Below are 16,448 nucleotides of genomic sequence, written 5' to 3' on the forward strand. Positions count from 1 at the left end.
TCAGAGCGCGTCGTCGATGCGCACCTTCAGGATCACCTTGCCCGATACAGCCTGCGGCCAGTGCAGGTTGATCCGGTCGTTCTCCGGCCCCTGCCGCCCCTCGAACCAGGGGCTGGCATGCACCGCATCGCCGATACCGTTGCGCAGCGCGCCCTCGGGCAACACCGATTCTACTACCTGCGCCCACGCCCCGAACGGCAGCCGCGGCGCCGGTGTCACCACCCACGTGGCCGCGGCGCTGGCCTCGACATGCTCCATCACCAGCGGGCTCTGCGCGTGGATATCCACGTTGTGGAAGCTGTTCTCGGCAAAGGTGATGTTGCGCACGCGGTCGTAATCGAGATCGGCAAAGCTCGTATCCACGGCTTCCACCCGGCTGATCGAGCCAATGGCGCGGAACGTGTTGCCGGTCACCGTCATACCGTCGAGGAAATGCCCCGGCCCGTGCGGCTTGACCGTGATGTAGGTAAACCACGGTGCCATGTCGCTGGCGAGAAACACGTTGCCGGTGATGCTCAGTGCGCTGAACGAGAATTCGCTGGCGAAATCGGGGGCAAAATCGTGCTCGTTGCCCCATTCGATGAAACAGTTGTCGATATAGTTGCCGGTGATCGTGCCGCGATTGTTGGTGCGGGTCAGCACATAGCCCGCGCTGCGCACCCCACCCGAGGCGGAATCGCCCTGGAAAACATGATTGCCGCTGATGAGCGAGCTTGATCCTGCGAGAACCGCGAAATGCCGGAAGAAGGTTGCGCGGTTGTCGCGCACCTTGAGGTCATTGGCATTGGCGTTGAAACCGATGGTGCGCCGCTCGCTCACCAGCAGCGGGGCCTCGTCCGAAATGAACTGGCAGCGGTCGATCATCATGCCCTGGTCGCCCTCGCCGTGGCTGGTGATGCCGCGGTCCTTGGGTCGCGTGACGAAACAGTCGCGGAAATGGTTGGCAGAGCCCTGTGGCGGTAACAGCACGCCGCTGCAATCGCCCGTGCACTGGAAATCCACTTCCGAGAACACCATCCGCGACACGTCCTGGAAGCCGCTGAAATCCAGCATGTACTTGAACCGCCGGAAGGTGAAGACCTGCGTGCCCGCCGCGTCAAACAGCGGCTGGCTCAGCGTGATCCGCCCCGCCGCCACGTTGCGCGCGGTGACATAGACCTCGCGGCCCACGCCGTTGCCCTCCACCAGCGCGCCGACCGGCACGTTGGCCACGTCGACCACGCCGGTCAGCTCCTTGACGGCGGTTTCGGGATTGTAGGTCGCCTGCGAGGTGACAACCTCGGTGTCGAAGGCGGGCGTGGGAAAGACCGAGAATTGCCCGTTCTGGATCACGTGGCGCTGGTTGTAGGTGGTGCGGTTGCCGACGGCGGCGGCCATGTCCACCGGTTCGCGCAGCGCGATCTTGCGCCCGGCAAGATCGAGCGTCACGTGGCCCGCGTTGTTCAGGAGCGCCTGATACGCCTTCTTGAAGGCCAGTTCGCTGTCGCCGAAGGCGTCGATATAGGCGGGCAGGTCGTAATTCTTGGTCAGCGCGAGGATCGCCTCGTCGGGCATGATCAGCGTTCCCTCGAAGCGGATGCGGCTCTGGATCGTGGTGCTCTGGCCCAGGAAATAGGTGCCCGCGGGCACGATGATCTCTCGGCCGCCCGCCACCGTATCGGCAGCCTCGAACGCGGCGTGATCGTCCGTTACCCCGTCGCCGATGGCACCAAAGTCGCGCACGTCCACGGTGGCGATCACGTCACGCAGGAAGAAGCGGCTCACGTCCTCGATCTCGATATCGTCGATCCGCACCACCCCGCCCGAGGGGCCGGTGAGGTCGATCCCGAAATGGCCGAAAATGGCCTGTGGGCCCCAGACCATGTCCACGCCAGCGCGCTGCCCGGTGCCGACGATGGCCGTGATCTCGACCACCTCGCCATACGTGGTCAGCGTCACCTGCGGCCCGGTCACCACCACGCCGGGCAGCGCCCCGCCGCCCGCATCCCCGGCGAAGGCGGCGATGCGCGCATCCGGGAGGTTGCCCGCGACCGCCTTCACACGCGCGCGGACGCGCAGGTAACAGCCCGGCAGGATCGGCGTCTCGCCCATGTAGCGTAGGCGCTGAACGCTTTCGACCTTCTGCAATTCCAGCGCGCCGCCGAAATCCTGATCGGCGGGCACAAAGGCCGCGTTGGGCGCGTTCTCGTAAGTGTCGGATCCGGGTCGGCCATCGCCGCTCGACCATTGATCGAGCCCCGCCGCAAAGGGCTGGGGCATGAAGACGATGCCTTGGGTGATTGCCTTGTTCATGGGGGTCCCTTTCCATCTGCCGCTTGCGGGCCGCGTGACGGGAAAAGGAGCTATCAACGCCCGGTTAACCGGGTCTCAGGCCACCGTGACGGTGCCCCGCGCGGCGCTCACACGCTCTGTTCTGGGGCCTCGCGGATGCGCACGCCATTGATGCGCAGCTCGCCGTCGACCTCGACCAGCTCGTATTCGGCGATCCAGCCGCGCCCCGCGGCATCGCGCAGGAATACCTCCTGCCACAGCTTGCCACCGATCTCGCGTGCCTCAAGGAACGTCACCTCCGAGGGCCGCCACACCATCGGATAGCCCTCGCGCACCATCCGGCCGAATGTCTCTGGCGTCTGGAATTTCTCTTGAATGAAGGGGCTTGCGAACCCGAAGGCGCGGCCAATCTCTTCGGTCCCGAAGGCCGAAATCTGCCCCGAGATGACATCGCGGGCGGCGTTCTCGTCGGCCCTGAGCGGCATGGCGGCCAGGATCGTCAACAAGATGGACAAGATGACAGTACGCATGGTTTCTCCTCCGCTGTTTGGGGCGCAGATAGTGCGATCTACCCGCCCTGCAAGCTTTCGAGATAGGCCAGAAGGTCGGCCATCGGCTGCGTGCTATGGAGCGTCTCGCCGGTCTCGTCGCGGATATCGAGCGTGTCGCCCGCCAGCAGGTCGCCATAGACGGGCATCTCGTTGCCATGCGCGAGGATCGGGTCGCGCCCGTCGATCCGCCAGATCACCCTGCGGCGCGGGAACGTCCCGCCATTCTTTGCGGCCAGCCGCGTGAGGTCTGGCGGGTGCGGCGTCAGCACCCGCTTCATCGGGCCGTCGCCCTTGCCCGTTTCGCCGTGGCAGGCGCTGCAATAGCGGGCGTAGAGTTGCTCGCCGATGCGCACGTCCTGCGCGGCGGATGCGCCCGCAGCCACGACTGCCATTGTTGCAACCAGCCACTTCATTCCGTCACCACCCGGCCCTTGTCGAGCCGTACGACACGGTCCATCCGTGCCGCGAGATCGAGGTTGTGCGTGGCAATGAGCGCCGCCAGCCCCGCGTCGCGCACCAGCCGCTCCAGCGCGGCAAAGACTTGATCGGCGGTGCCGGGATCGAGGTTGCCGGTGGGTTCATCGGCCATAAGCAGGCCGGGCCGGTTCGCCAGCGCCCGGCAGAACGCCACCCGCTGCTGCTCGCCCCCCGACATGGCCGCGGGGCGGTGATCCGCGCGGTCGGCGATGCCCACTTCGTCAAGCAATTCCCGCGCCCGTGCCTCGGCCTCGCGGCGCGGCACGCCATTGGCGAGCTGCGGCAGCACCACGTTCTCCAGCGCCGAGAACTCCGGCAGCAGGTGGTGGAACTGGTAGACGAAACCAATCCCGCGCCGCCTCAACGCCGTGCGCCGCCGGTCGCCCAGTCCGGTGGCCGTCTGCCCGCCGATTTCGACCACGCCGCCGTCGGCGGTGTCGAGCAGCCCGGCGATGTGCAGCAGCGTCGACTTGCCCGCCCCCGAGGGGGCCACCAGCGCCACCATCTCGCCGCGGCGAACCTGTAGGTTCGCGCCCTGAAGCACGAGGATCTCGCCCACGCAGCCACGGTTGTATCCTTTCTCCACCCCTTCGAGACGCAGCATCGGCTCACTCATAGCGCAGCGCCTCCACCGGGTTCATCCGCGCCGCCCGCCGCGCCGGAAAGATCGTCACGACAAAGCTCAGCCCCAGCGACAGCGCCACCGCCGTCAGCACGTCTCCCGCCTCCAGCCGCGCGGGCAGGTGATAGATGCCCCTGATGGACGGGTCCCAGACCTGCCCGCCCATCATAACGTTTACGAAGCTGAAGATCGGGTCGATATAGATGGCGAAGAGACAGCCCAGGATGACACCGAACAGAGTGCCTAGAAGGCCCGTCAGCGCGCCGCAGATAAAGAATATTCTCAGAACCGATCCCTCGCTAAGCCCCATTGTGCGCAGGATGCCGATATCGCGACCCTTGTTCTTGACCAGCATGACGAGACCCGAGGTAATGTTGAGCGCCGCGATCAGCACGAGGATCGACAGGATGACGAACATCACATTATCCTCCACCTCCAGCGCCCGAAGGAACGCGCCGCTGGAATCGCGCCACGTCCAGACCAGCGCGCGCTCGCCCGCAGCGCGCAACAGCGTGGGCGTCAGCGTCTCGATGCGTTCGGGGTTGGACACCATAACCTCGATCTCGTCGGCCCGTCCGTCACGGTTGAAGAACCGCTGCGCCTCGGCGAACGGCAGGTAGACGCGCACCCGGTCGATATCGTAGCGCCCGGCGGTAAAGATATAGACCACATCGTAGGCGTTGATCCGCGGCGATGTGCCCAGCGGCGTCTTGACCCCGTCGGGCGAAATGATGCGGATGCGGTCGCCCACGCCCAGGCCCAACTCGCGCGCCACGCCAGAGCCGATGGCGATGCCCTCGGGGAAGCGCGAGAGGTCGCCCTGCGCGGTCTCGGGGTCGGCCACGCGCGGGATGGTGGCGAGGTGCTCTGGCGCGATGCCGAACACCTCGACACCCGCGTTGCGCCCCTCTGCCGTGGCCATCACCTGCCCCTTGACGAGCGGGGCCGCGCGGGTGACGCCGGGCACCGCGCGCAGGCGCTCGGCCATCACCTCGTAATCGGCGATGGTCCGGTCGACCCGGCCCGTGACCGCGTCCGCCTCGCCCGCCACATAGACCGTGGCATGGGCGTTGGCCCCGAGGATGGTGTCGACGAACTCGGCGCGAAAGCCCGAGCGCACCGACAGCGTGGCGATGAGCGCAAACACCGCCAGCGTGATGCCCAGGAGACTGATCCAGGTCATCACGCTGACCCCGCCCTCTGCCCGTCGCGCGCGCAGGTAGCGCCACGCGATCAGCCATTCGAAAGCAGCGAAAGGGGGGGGCGTCGCGGCCATGTCGGCTCCTTGCGGGAAATCGCGCGGACAGTGCGGTTTTCAAAGGGGGGCGTCAAGGGCGCCCTCAGCGCCCCAGGAAGCTGCGGATGAACGCCACCACCACCGACAGCACGACCGAGACGAGGATCGCGCTGGTGACGGGGATGTAGAGGGTGAAATTCTCGCGCTCGACCACGATGTCGCCCGGCAGCCGCCCCAGCCCCAGCCGCGACAGCGGCCCCCAGAGAAGGCCGATAACAATGAGCACGATGCCCGCAAGGATGAAAGTGCGCGCCATGACGGAGAGATAGGGGCACGGGGCACGGGTGTGTAGGGGGCGAGGCAGGGTATGCGGGTCCCGGCAACCGTGGCGGCAATGAAGGCGTTCGGGTGAGGGCAACCCACCCTGCGTGGTTCTTACCTTGTTCCGTCGCCGTCAACTCGACTTCGAACTCAAAATCTTCAAGATGTTTAGCATCGGAATTGCTGTCGGCTTCCCAAATCGCGCCGTCTTCGAAACGCACTATACCGACATGAGCCAGGGTCAGCACCCGTAGCCAATAGATGACGATTGCGGCGAGCGCTATTGCCGAGAGGAAGGCCTTTGGGAAACGATCATACCGGGTCGCGACACGCCACCCATCGTTCGGCCGACCGAACATGATCTCGATACGGTTATGGCGTTTGTGTCAGGCAGGTTGTCGGCCATGACGGCGCGGTGGTAATAGACAGCGCCACGGCGATACAGACGGGTATGTCCGGGCATGTTTTCGAGGGTCTTCACTGTAACGCCTCAGCGTAACAGTTCCCGAAATTTACCACGGAAAATCACCAACTTACTGACATAAAAAGGTTTTGGTGGTGATTGGTGGAGCCTAGGGGGATCGAACCCCTGACCTCTTGCATGCCATGCAAGCGCTCTCCCAGCTGAGCTAAGGCCCCGATTTTCCGACCCTTCCAGACCGTGCGCCGCTGTTAGACAAAGCGGCGAGCGGGATCAAGAAGAAAATCCCGCCCTCGCGGCATTACATATCTTCGTCGGATTCCACGTCCGCGATATCGTCGAGCGATACCGTGTCCTCGTCGTCATCCTCGAGCAGGTCGTCGTCAAGCTCGACATCCACCGCGTCGTCCTCGATCACGTCACCGCTCTCGTCATCCTTGGCCTTCGTCTTCAGCTTCTTGGTGGCCGCGTCCTCGGCATCGGGCGTCATGGCGCGCGACTTGCCCGACACGATCTCGACCACCTCGCCCGTATAGGGGCTGACGATCGGATCCTTGTTCAGGTCGTAGAAACGCTTGCCGGTGGTCGGGCAGACACGCTTGACGCCCCATTCTTCCTTGGGCATGGGTGATCCTCTTTCAACTGTCGATCTTGCACGCGATCCGGCGCACCTGCCATAACCTTCGGCAACTGTCAAAGGCTTTGAAGCGGGTGCGGCGACGCGCTCATCGGAGGCTATATGGGCCAGCATCTCATCCCCGGCAACCCCCCTGTTGCGGTCACCCTGCGACGCAGTGCGCGGGCGCGGCGGTTGTCGCTCAGGGTCTCGGGGCTCGACGGCGAAGTGACGCTGACGTTGCCGCGCGGGGTGAGCGAGACCGAGGCGCTTGGCTTTGCACGGAGTCGCGAGGATTGGCTGCGCCGGGCGCTGGCCGCGCATCCCGGTCGCGTGGCCGTCGGGCCCGGCGTGACATTGCCCATCGAGGGCACGATGCGGCGGATCGTACCGGGCCCCGGACGGCAGGTGCGGCTCGACGGGGACGAGGTCGTGCATGTCCCCGGCCCCGAAGGGACGATGCCCGCCCGCCTGCGCGCGTGGCTCAAGGCGCGGGCGCGCGACCGGCTTGCGGCGGCATCGGATATTTACGCGGCGCGGCTTGGGCTGGGCTACAGTCGGCTGACGCTGCGGGACACGCGCTCGCGCTGGGGGTCGTGCTCGGCGCGGGGCGGGCTAAGCTATTCCTGGCGGTTGATTCTCGCGCCGTCCGATGTGCTCGACTACGTGGCCGCGCACGAGGTGGCGCATCTGGCCGAGATGAACCACTCGCCCGCCTTCTGGGCGGTGGTGGCGCGGCTGCGGCCCGAGTACGAGACCCCGCGCGCGTGGCTGCGGCGCGAAGGGGCGGGGCTGCATCGGTATCGTTTTGATTGACTGGCGCGCGATTTGTGATCACATGAGATGATGCTGATCTCGCCCCGTCCCGATCCGGCCCCGGCGGCCCATGACCGCATCTATCGCGGACTGCGCACGCGCATCATGCATGGCGAGATCGCACCGGGGCAAGCGCTCACCCTGCGCGGCATCGCCGCCGAGTTCGGCGTGTCGATGACCCCCGCGCGCGAGGCGCTGCGGCGGCTCGCTGCCGAGGGCGCGCTCACGCTGTCGAGTTCGGGCCGCGTCTCGACGCCCGAGTTGGGCAACGATCGGATCGAGGAGCTGGCGGCGCTGCGCTCGTTGCTGGAGGTCGAGCTGGCGAGCCGCGCCCTGCCGCGCGCGCATATCGCGCTCATCGACCGGCTTCAGACGATCAATGCGCGCATCACCGAGGATATCGCCCGGCGCGACGCGGTCGGGTATATCCGGCGCAACCTCGAATTTCACCGCACCCTCTACCTGCGCGCGCAGGCCCCCGCGATGCTGGCCATGGCCGAGACGGTGTGGCTGCAACTCGGCCCCACGATGCGCGCGCTCTATGGCCGGCTGCGGCAAAAGGAGCCGCCCCATTTCCACCGCCTCATCATCGCCGCGCTAAAGGCGGGCGACGAGCCGGGGCTGCGCCTCGCCGTGCGCTCGGACGTGACGCAGGGGCTGCGGATGCTGGTGGGCTGAGGCATGGAGTTCGGCCCCGTCCTCATTGCGCTCGGTGTGCTGTTTCTCGTTGGTCTCGCCGCAGACGCAATCGGAGAGCGCACGTGGCTGCCGCGGGTGACGCTGCTGCTGATATGCGGAATCGCGGCGGGTGGGGCCGGGCTAGATGTCATCCCGGCGGATTTGAGCGCGTTCTATGACATCCTGTCGGTGACGGCGCTGACGATGGTGGCCTTCCTGCTGGGCAACGCGCTAACCGGCGAAACACTACGTCGGCACGGGCGCGCGATCCTGTCGATCTCGATCATGGTGGTGCTGGCCACGGTGGCACTGGTGGCCACGGGGCTGTGGCTCATGGGCGTGCCCGCGCCGGTGGCGCTCTTGCTCGGGGCGATCGCGACGGCGACCGATCCGGCGGCGACGCAGGACGCGCTGCGTCAATCTGGCGCGCGCGGCGCGTTTCCCAACCTCCTGCGCGGGATCGTCGCCGTCGACGACGCCTGGGGGGTGCTGGCCTTTGCGCTCGCCGTGGTGGTGGCCGGCGGCATCGCGGGCGGCGCGGACATAGCCCATCTCGGGCGCGCGCTGTGGGAAATCGGCGGCGCGCTGGGGCTCGGGCTGCTGGTCGGGTTGCCCGCGGCGCATCTCACCGGGCGGCTCGCCCCGGGCGAGCCGCAACTGACCGAAGCGCTGGGGGTGGTGTTTCTGACCGCCGGGCTGGCGCTGGTGGCAGACGTGTCGTTCCTGCTGGCTGGGATGGCGGCGGGGGCCGTGATCGCCAACCGCGCGCATCATCACGAGCGCGCCTTTCACGAGATCGAACATGTGCAGTGGCCGTTCATGATCCTGTTCTTCGTGCTGGCGGGGGCCTCGCTCGACCCGGCGCGCATCGCCACGTTCGGGCTGATCGGGGCGGCCTATGTCGTGCTGCGCATCGGCGGGCGGCTGGCGGGCGGATGGATCGGCGGAACGCTGGCGGGAACACCGGCGGCACATCGCCCGTGGTATGGCGTGGCGCTGCTGCCGCAGGCGGGCGTGGCGGTGGGCATGGCGCTCATCGCCGCGCGGGAATTTCCCGATCACGCCGATCTGATCCTCGGGCTGACCGTGGCGACCACCGTGATCTTCGAGGTGATCGGCCCGCTGGCGACGCTGCTCGCCGCGCGGCGGGTGGGCACAGGCGACGGCTGAACCGGCTCAGGCCGCGAGGCCCTTGGACCCCAGCTTGAGAAATTTCTCGCGCCGGTCGCGGATGAGCGCGGCGCGATCCTTGGCCGCCAACCCGTCGATCATCGCAGAGATCGCTGTGCCGACCGCCGCGATGGCGGCCTCTCGGTCGCGATGCGCGCCGCCGAGCGGCTCGGGGATGATGCGATCCACGACGCCCAGCTTGGCGAGGTTCTGCGCCGTGAGGCGCAGCGCCTCTGCGGCCTCGCGCATCTTCTCGGCATCCTTCCACAGGATCGAGGCACAACCCTCGGGGCTGATGACCGAATAAACCGAATGTTCCAGCATCGCCACGCGGTTGGCGCTGGCAAAGGCCACCGCGCCGCCCGATCCGCCCTCGCCGATGATGACCGAGACGAGCGGCACGCCGATCTGCAGGCAGGTCTCGGTGGCACGGGCGATGGCTTCGGACTGCCCGCGCTCCTCGGCGCCCTTGCCGGGATAGGCGCCGGGCGTGTCCACCAGCGTGACTACCGGCAGGCCAAATCGGTCGGCCATCTCCATCAGGCGCACCGCCTTGCGATAACCCTCGGGGCGGGCCATGCCGAAATTGCGGGCGAGGCGGCTCTGGGTGTCGTGCCCCTTTTCGTGGCCGATCACCATGACCGGGCGATCCCCCAGCCGCGCCAACCCGCCCATGACGGCGGCATCCTCGCCAAAGGCGCGATCCCCGGCCAGCGGCGTGTACTCGGTAAAGAGCGCGGCAATATAGTCGCGGCAATGCGGGCGTTCGGGGTGGCGCGCCACCTGGCATTTGCGCCACGGCGTCAGCGACTTGTAGAGGTCGCGCAGCATGTCCGCCGCCTTGCGGTCGAGCGCGCCGGCCTCTTCCTCGACATCCATCTCCTCGTTGGAGCGCGCGAGCGCGCGCAGTTCTTCGGCCTTGCCCTCGATCTCGGCGAGGGGTTTTTCGAAGTCGAGGTAATGGGTCATCGCGCTCAAGCCCTCCGGTCTGCCGCCCGGGTATATGGCGGGCTTGGCCGGGATTTGCAATCGCAACCGCGCGGGCGACGGCTCATAGCGGGCCTGCGCCGGCAGTATCGGCGGCTCCTGGCGTGAAGCGGACCCTTACAGCTTGGTCCCAATGCGCGGCCCTGCCAAACGGCAGCAAAAGGCCAAGGCCTCCCCTCTCAGCCCACCGGCCACAGCACCGGCACAAGGGTTGCCACCAAGAGCACTGCCATCACCCAGTTGAAAACCCTGAGTCGTGCCGGGTTCTTCAGCAACCGGCGCACTTGCTGACCCAGAACCGTCCAGCTTGTCGTGCTGATCGCCGACACGGCCACGTAGACCCCTGCCACCCACAGCACCGCCATCAGGTCGCGGCCCGTGGCGTAGAGCGTGATCGCCGAAAGCGCCATGCTCCACGCCTTTGGGTTGACCCATTGGAACGCCGCCGATTGCAGAAAGGTGAGCGGCCTGCCCTCCGCCGGCCCGTCCGCCGATGCGGGTGGTGCCGCGTTGGCGATCTTCCACGCGAGATACAGCAGATAGGCCACCGACACGGTCTTGAGCAGCGTGTAGCTGAGCGGCCAGAGATCGAAGACCTGCATCACCCCCAACCCCACGCAGGCCACCATGAGCGGAAAGCCCAGACCAATCCCCAGCATGTGCGGAATGGTCCGCACGAAGCCGAAATTCGTCCCCGACGCCATAAGCATCAGGTTGTTGGGCCCCGGCGTGATGACCGTGACGAGGGCAAAGGTGGCGAGCGCGGCAAGAAGATCAAGTGTCATGCGAACAACCTTATGCGATCATTGGCGCATTTGAATTGCGTTTTGTTGTGATTTTTATTGGTATGTGCAATCTATGCTTTTCATGGATCAGATAAATGAACGTATATTGCACGAACTGACTCGCGACGGGCGGGTCAGCAACCTCGAACTGGCCGACCGGGTAGGTCTCTCTCCCTCGGCCTGCCTGCGCCGGGTGCAGGAACTCGAACGGCGCGGCGTGATCGCGGGCTATCGCGCGGTGCTTGATCGGGCCGCGCTCGGGGTGGGGTTCAGCGCCTATGTCACCGTGGGCCTGAGCAGCCACACCAAGGCCAGCCAGGAGGCGTTCGAGCGGGCGATGGACCGCGCGCCGGAGGTGGTGGAATGCCACAATATCACTGGCGCGGTGGAATACCTGTTGCGCGTTGAGGTGGCCGACCTGCCCGCCTACAAGAGCTTTCACACCGAGGTGCTCGGCACACTGCCGCAGGTCAATGCAATCACATCCTATGTCGTGATGGGCTCGCCAAAGGACGGTCGCGCGTGACGCCCTGTCCAAAATGAACGGGGGCCGTTGAATCGGCCCCTCGTCCATACCTGCCGTCGTTACCCGGTGGGTCGCATCGCGACCTCTCGCCCCCAGATATAGGGCAAACCCTGCGAATCAGTCAACAGAGAGTGATTCGCCTCGCCGGATTTTTCACGCCGCGAGGCCCCGCCCCCGCAGAAGCGCCGCCACCCCGGGCATCCGCCCGCGAAACGCCTCGTAGAGCGCGCCCGCCTCCTCCGAGCCGCCCCGCGACAGGATATGACGTTCCAGCGCCTGCGCCTGCCCGGCATCGAACGCGCCGCCCGCCTCCTCGAACGCGGCAAAGGCGTCGGCATCCATCACCTCTGACCACATGTAGCTGTAATAGCCGCTGGAATAGCCGTCACCGCTGAACACATGCGCGAAATGCGGGGTCGCGTGGCGCATGGCAATGGCGCGCGGCATGCCGATCCCGGCCAGCACCTCCGCCTGCCGCGCCATCACGTCCTCGGGCGGCGCGCCCTCGTGAAAAGCGAGGTCCACCAGCGCCGAGGCCACGTATTCCACGGTCTGGAACCCCATGTCGAAATTGGCCGCCGCCAACACCTTGTCGCGCAACTCACGCGGCATCGGCGCACCGGTCTCGACATGGTGGGCGTGGGTGTCGAGCACCTCGGGCACCTCCAGCCAATGCTCGAAAAGCTGGCTGGGCAATTCCACGAAATCGCGCGCAACGTTGGTGCCCGACAGGCTCTCATAGGTAACGTCCGACAGCATCTGGTGCAGCGCGTGGCCGAACTCGTGAAACAGCGTCCGCGCGTCATCGTAGGACAGAAGCGCCGGATCGCCCTTGGCGAAATTGCACACGTTGATGACCACCGGCCCTTGCACTTGCGGCCGTTTCGCCTGCCCGCGCATGGCCGAACACCACGCCCCCGACCGCTTGGACGCACGGGCGAAATAATCGCCGATAAAGACGGCGACGTGGCGGCCTTGCCGCGTCACCTCCCACGCCCGGCAATCGGGGTGGTAGAGCGCCACGTCGAACGGGCGGAATTCGAGACCGAAAAGCCGGTGCGCGCAGTCGAACGCCGCCGCAATCATCGCGTCGAGCGACAGGTACGGCTTGACCGCCGCCTCATCGAGATCGTGCTCGGCCTGCCGCCGCTTCTCGGCGTAGTAGCGCCAGTCCCACGGTTCCAGATCACCGTTGATCCCGTCTTCGCGCATCATCGCGGTGAGCACATCTGCATCGCGGGCGGCCTGCGCGCGCGCGGGCTCCCACACCGCCATCAGCAGGTCGCGAACGGCCTCCGGTGTCCCGGCCATCTGCGTCTCGAGCTTGTAGGAAGCGAAGCTGTCGTAGCCCAAGAGCGCCGCGCGTTCGCGGCGCAGGGCGAGGATTTCGGCGGCGATCGCGCGGTTGTCGGTGTCGCCGCCCCCGGCGCCACGCGCGGCCCAGGCATCAAACGCCCGGCGGCGCAGGTCACGGCGGTTCGAGAATTGCAGGAACGGCACGATGAGAGAGCGTGACAGGGTAATCACCGGTCCCGAGAGCCCCGCCTCACGCCCCGCCGCCCGCGCATTCGCGACGACGAAATCCGGTAGCCCGTCAAGATCGCCCCCGCCCAGCTCCATTCGCCAGCTCGCCTCGTCGGCGAGCAGGTTCTGCGTGAACGCCGTGCCCAATTCGGCGAGCCGCGCCATGATATCGCGCATCCGCGCCTCCGCCTCGCCGGTGAGCGCCGCCCCGGCCCGCACGAAGGCCCTGCGCGTCAGCAACAACAGCCGCGCCTCCTCTGGGGCGAGCCCGAGCGTATCGCGCGCCTGCCACAGCGCCTCGATCCGCTCAAAAAGCGCCTTGTTACCGTATAGCTCCGAAGACCATGCCGCCAGCCTCGGCGCGAACTCCCGCTGCAGGCCCTGCCGCGCCGGATAGCTGTCGGCTCCGGCCACCGTAAAAAATACCGACAGCACCCGGTCAAGCGTACGGCCGGAAAATTCCAGCGCTTGAATCGTGTTGGAAAAACTGGGTGGCTCTGGATTGCCGGCGATCGCCGCGACCTCGGCCCGCGCCTCGGTCAGCGCAGCCTCGAAGGCAGGCGCGAAATCCGCGTCCGCGATCTCGTCGAACGGCGCGAGGGCAAAGGGCGTGGCCCACTCAGCCAGCAGCGGGTTGGTCATCTTCGTCTCCTTGGTTGCCACAGACCGGGCAATCGGCGCGGCGATTGAGCGCGATCTTGCGGCTTTCGCCATAGAGCGCGTCGTAGATCAGCATCTCGCCCCTGAGCGGCGCGCCCGCGCCGGTGATGATCTTCACCGCCTCGACGGCCATCATTGCCCCCACCACACCGGGCAGCGGCCCGAGCACGCCCGCCTCGGCGCAGGAGGGCGCAAGCCCCGGCGCCGGCGCCTCGGGAAAGATGCACTCGTAGCAGGGCGTACCATGGGCGGGATCAAACACGCTCAATTGCCCCTCCCATTGGGACAGGGCCCCGGAAATCAACGGCTTTTCATGCAAAGTTGCAGTGGCATTTGCGAGGTAGCGGGTGTCAAAATTGTCGGTGCCGTCGAGGATCAGATCGTAATCGGCAAAGAGATCGGCGGCGATCTCGGGGCTCAGCCGCCGCTGGTAGGGGCGCACCACGACATTGGGGTTCTGCTCCTGCATCGCCCGCATGGCCGATTGCACTTTTGGTAAACCGATATCGGCATCCCGGTGGATAACCTGTCGTTGCAGATTGGAATTGTCCACTTCGTCATCGTCGATCACGCCGATCGTGCCAACCCCGGCGGCGGCCAGGTACAAGAGCGCGGGCGATCCAAGCCCCCCCGCGCCGATCACCAGAACGCGCGCCTGCTTGAGCGCCTTCTGCCCCGGCCCACCCAGTTCGCGCAGCACGATGTGGCGGGCATAGCGGTCGAGTTCGGCCTCGGAGAAGAGCGGCGCGGGGCCCGTCTCCGCCGCCTTGGCCGCGCGCGCCCCGGCCCGTGCGCGCAAGGCCCTCAGCCCCAGCCGATAGACCAGCACCAACGCCGCCGCGCCGCCGATCATCAGCCACAGCGCCGCGCTCTCGCCGGTCGCGGCCCGAATGGGATGACCTTCGGCCAAGACCAGATGCGCCAGTGTTACGGCGGCCCACAGCCCCGCGATCATCCACCAACGTAGCCGCCGGGGTGTGCCCATCGCCGCGCCGATCCCCCACAGGGCGGCGGCCATGACCAGAACCAGAAGCATCAGCCCACGCCCGTCGAGCCAAAGCCGCCCGCGCCGCGCGCGGTGTCGTCAAGGCGCTCCACCATCTCGAATCGCGCGCGCGCCACCGGGGCCACCACCATCTGCGCGATCCGCGCACCGTGGGTGATCTCGAACGGCTCGGTCCCGGCATTCATCACGATCACCCCCAGCGGCCCGCGATAATCGCTGTCGATCGTGCCGGGGCTGTTGGGCAGTGTGATCCCGTGTTTCAGCGCCAGCCCCGAGCGCGGCCGCAACTGCACCTCGTATCCCGCGGGCACCGCCAACCGCAGCCCCGTGGGCACCAGCGCCCGCGCGCCCGGTGCCAGTGTCACCGCACCGCGGTCGGGGAAATTCGCGCGCAGATCGGCCCCCGCCGCCCCCGCCGTCTCATAGGCGGGCAGGCCCAGCGCGCGGTCCGCCCCCTCCTCCCATTGAAACGCGACGGTCAGCATGCGTCCCTCTTCATCTTGCCAGAAATATCCAGGTTCCTCAGGCCAGTGCCCGCGCGACCCGCTCGGCCAGCTTGCGTGCCACCTCGCGCTTGCCCATGCGCGGCCACTCTTCCTCGCCGTCCCCGGTGATGAGCGTAACGGCATTCTCGGTTCCGCCCATGATCCCGGTAGCGTGGCTCACATCGTTGGCAACGATCCAGTCACAGCCCTTGCGCGCACGCTTGGCGGTGGCGTGGCCGATCACGTCGCAGGTCTCGGCGGCAAAGCCCACGACGAGACGCGGGCGCCCATCCGCCATCGCGCTCACCGTCGCGAGGATGTCGGGATTCTCGGCAAACTCCAGCGCCGGGGTACCCCCTGCCCCCTTCTTGATCTTGCGGGTGCTTGCCCCCACCACGCGCCAGTCGGCCACCGCGGCCGCAAAGATCGCGGCATCGGCGGGCAGCGCGCCCTCCACCGCCGCCAGCATCTCCTGTGCGGTCTCCACCCGAATCACGTCCACCCCACCGGGCGGCGGCACGGTGGCGGGGCCCGTGACAAACACCACCTCGGCCCCGAGCGCGGCCAATTCCCGCGCAATCGCAGCACCTTGCGCGCCGGAGGATCGGTTGGCGATATAGCGCACCGGGTCGATGGGCTCGTGCGTCGGCCCCGAGGTCACCAGCACGCGGCGGCCCGCGAGCGGCCCATCGGCCAGCGCCGCCCCGATCGCGTCCACGATCTGCGGCACCTCGGCCATGCGGCCCGGCCCGTGCTCTCCACACGCCATGTCGCCCACGTCCGGGCCGACAAACCCGATCCCGTCGGCCTTGAGCGTCGCGATATTGCGCTGCGTCGCGGGATGCTGCCACATGCGAACGTTCATCGCGGGCGCCAGCAGCACGGGCGTGTCGGTGGCCAGCAGCAGCGTCGAGGCCAAATCATCGGCATGGCCGTGCGCCATCTTCGCCATCAGGTCGGCCGTGGCGGGGGCCACCACGATCAGGTCGGCGGACCGGCTGAGCTCGATATGCCCCATCTCGGCCTCGTCGGTCAGGTCGAACAGATCAGAGAACACCTTGCGCCCGGCCAGCGCCGAAACCGACAGCGGCGTGACGAATTCCGCCCCGCCCCGCGTCAGGACCGGCACCACCTCGGCCCCGCGCTCGCGCAGCCGCCGGATGAGATCGAGCGCCTTGTAGGCGGCGATCCCGCCGCCGACGATCAGAAGAATGCGCCGTGAGGCCAGCATGGCCGTGTCTCCCGCCAATTCGGGGCCGACAGTATGGCGCGGCGCGGGGCGGTGCAAGGTCGCG

Annotated in this window: 17 protein-coding genes, 1 tRNA gene and 1 pseudogene; 4 read left to right on the top strand and 15 right to left on the bottom strand. The window is 67.1% G+C overall.

Annotated elements, in window-relative coordinates; all coding sequences use genetic code 11:
* The 9 genes and pseudogenes from C6W92_RS03050 to C6W92_RS03090 all read right to left on the bottom strand — a co-directional run bounded on the left by C6W92_RS03050 (position 1) and on the right by C6W92_RS03090 (position 6,525).
* Positions 1–2,292 (bottom strand): glycosyl hydrolase family 28-related protein, encoded by a 2,292-nt coding sequence (locus C6W92_RS03050; RefSeq protein ID WP_129431596.1) that lies wholly within the window; start codon positions 2,290–2,292, stop codon positions 1–3.
* A 107-nt stretch (positions 2,293–2,399) separates the two neighbouring features.
* Positions 2,400–2,801, bottom strand: a complete 402-nt coding sequence (locus C6W92_RS03055) for a DUF4864 domain-containing protein (RefSeq protein WP_129431597.1) — start codon at positions 2,799–2,801, stop codon at positions 2,400–2,402.
* A 38-nt stretch (positions 2,802–2,839) separates the two neighbouring features.
* Positions 2,840–3,214 carry a cytochrome c gene (locus C6W92_RS03060; protein ID WP_241691054.1) on the bottom strand — a complete coding sequence of 125 codons (375 nt, stop codon included), beginning with the start codon at positions 3,212–3,214 and terminating at the stop codon, positions 2,840–2,842.
* Between the two features lie 17 nt (positions 3,215–3,231).
* A complete protein-coding gene (locus C6W92_RS03065) occupies positions 3,232–3,915 on the bottom strand; it encodes an ABC transporter ATP-binding protein (protein WP_129431599.1) in 684 nt (227 codons plus the stop codon).
* On the bottom strand, positions 3,908–5,197 hold the full coding sequence (locus C6W92_RS03070; RefSeq protein ID WP_129431600.1) for a lipoprotein-releasing ABC transporter permease subunit: 1,290 nt from the start codon (positions 5,195–5,197) through the stop codon (positions 3,908–3,910). The genes C6W92_RS03065 and C6W92_RS03070 overlap by 8 nt, the downstream gene beginning before the upstream one ends.
* A gap of 64 nt (positions 5,198–5,261) precedes the next feature.
* The gene (locus C6W92_RS03075) at positions 5,262–5,474 is read right to left on the bottom strand and encodes a DUF2905 domain-containing protein (RefSeq protein WP_129431601.1); all 213 of its coding nucleotides are present in this window, start codon (positions 5,472–5,474) and stop codon (positions 5,262–5,264) included.
* Positions 5,475–5,730: 256 nt separating this feature from the next.
* Positions 5,731–5,865: pseudogene (locus C6W92_RS03080) on the bottom strand (transposase); the annotation flags it as partial.
* 177 nt (positions 5,866–6,042) lie between these two features.
* Positions 6,043–6,118, bottom strand: a tRNA-Ala gene (locus C6W92_RS03085).
* A gap of 83 nt (positions 6,119–6,201) precedes the next feature.
* Positions 6,202–6,525, bottom strand: a complete 324-nt coding sequence (locus C6W92_RS03090; RefSeq protein WP_104017462.1) for a TIGR02300 family protein — start codon at positions 6,523–6,525, stop codon at positions 6,202–6,204.
* Between the two features lie 114 nt (positions 6,526–6,639).
* On the opposite strand from C6W92_RS03090, the gene C6W92_RS03095 reads away from it, so the two are divergent.
* The 3 genes from C6W92_RS03095 to C6W92_RS03105 are packed head-to-tail and all read left to right on the top strand — an operon-like array spanning position 6,640 to position 9,180.
* Positions 6,640–7,332, top strand: a complete 693-nt coding sequence (locus C6W92_RS03095) for a SprT family zinc-dependent metalloprotease (RefSeq protein ID WP_129431602.1) — start codon at positions 6,640–6,642, stop codon at positions 7,330–7,332.
* A 30-nt stretch (positions 7,333–7,362) separates the two neighbouring features.
* Entirely contained in the window at positions 7,363–8,010 is a 648-nt protein-coding gene (locus tag C6W92_RS03100; protein WP_104017460.1) for a GntR family transcriptional regulator, read from the top strand.
* 3 nt (positions 8,011–8,013) lie between these two features.
* Positions 8,014–9,180 (top strand): cation:proton antiporter, encoded by a 1,167-nt coding sequence (locus C6W92_RS03105; RefSeq protein ID WP_129431603.1) that lies wholly within the window; start codon positions 8,014–8,016, stop codon positions 9,178–9,180.
* 6 nt (positions 9,181–9,186) lie between these two features.
* On the opposite strand, the gene C6W92_RS03110 is transcribed toward C6W92_RS03105, so the two are convergent.
* Both C6W92_RS03110 and C6W92_RS03115 read right to left on the bottom strand, forming a co-directional pair.
* A complete protein-coding gene (locus C6W92_RS03110) occupies positions 9,187–10,149 on the bottom strand; it encodes an acetyl-CoA carboxylase carboxyltransferase subunit alpha (protein ID WP_129431637.1) in 963 nt (320 codons plus the stop codon).
* Positions 10,150–10,346: 197 nt separating this feature from the next.
* The gene (locus tag C6W92_RS03115) at positions 10,347–10,952 is read right to left on the bottom strand and encodes a LysE family translocator (RefSeq protein ID WP_129431604.1); all 606 of its coding nucleotides are present in this window, start codon (positions 10,950–10,952) and stop codon (positions 10,347–10,349) included.
* 73 nt (positions 10,953–11,025) lie between these two features.
* Between C6W92_RS03115 and C6W92_RS03120 the strand changes: the two genes are divergently transcribed.
* Positions 11,026–11,478 (top strand): Lrp/AsnC family transcriptional regulator, encoded by a 453-nt coding sequence (locus C6W92_RS03120; protein ID WP_129431605.1) that lies wholly within the window; start codon positions 11,026–11,028, stop codon positions 11,476–11,478.
* 153 nt (positions 11,479–11,631) lie between these two features.
* On the opposite strand, the gene C6W92_RS03125 is transcribed toward C6W92_RS03120, so the two are convergent.
* The 4 genes from C6W92_RS03125 to coaBC are packed head-to-tail and all read right to left on the bottom strand — an operon-like array spanning position 11,632 to position 16,384.
* On the bottom strand, positions 11,632–13,644 hold the full coding sequence (locus tag C6W92_RS03125; RefSeq protein WP_129431606.1) for a M3 family metallopeptidase: 2,013 nt from the start codon (positions 13,642–13,644) through the stop codon (positions 11,632–11,634).
* Complete coding sequence (locus C6W92_RS03130) at positions 13,622–14,698, bottom strand: HesA/MoeB/ThiF family protein (RefSeq protein WP_129431607.1); 1,077 nt, start codon at positions 14,696–14,698, stop codon at positions 13,622–13,624. The genes C6W92_RS03125 and C6W92_RS03130 overlap by 23 nt, the downstream gene beginning before the upstream one ends.
* Positions 14,698–15,153, bottom strand: a complete 456-nt coding sequence (dut, locus tag C6W92_RS03135) for a dUTP diphosphatase (protein ID WP_129431608.1) — start codon at positions 15,151–15,153, stop codon at positions 14,698–14,700. Before dut ends, C6W92_RS03130 begins: the two co-directional genes overlap by 1 nt.
* 37 nt (positions 15,154–15,190) lie before the next feature.
* The gene (gene coaBC / locus C6W92_RS03140) at positions 15,191–16,384 is read right to left on the bottom strand and encodes a bifunctional phosphopantothenoylcysteine decarboxylase/phosphopantothenate--cysteine ligase CoaBC (protein WP_129431609.1); all 1,194 of its coding nucleotides are present in this window, start codon (positions 16,382–16,384) and stop codon (positions 15,191–15,193) included.
* Positions 16,385–16,448 lie beyond the last annotated feature (64 nt).

Origin of the sequence: Roseovarius sp. A46 (assembly GCF_004126395.1) — a bacterium.
In the GTDB taxonomy this organism is placed as follows: domain Bacteria; phylum Pseudomonadota; class Alphaproteobacteria; order Rhodobacterales; family Rhodobacteraceae; genus Roseovarius; species Roseovarius nitratireducens.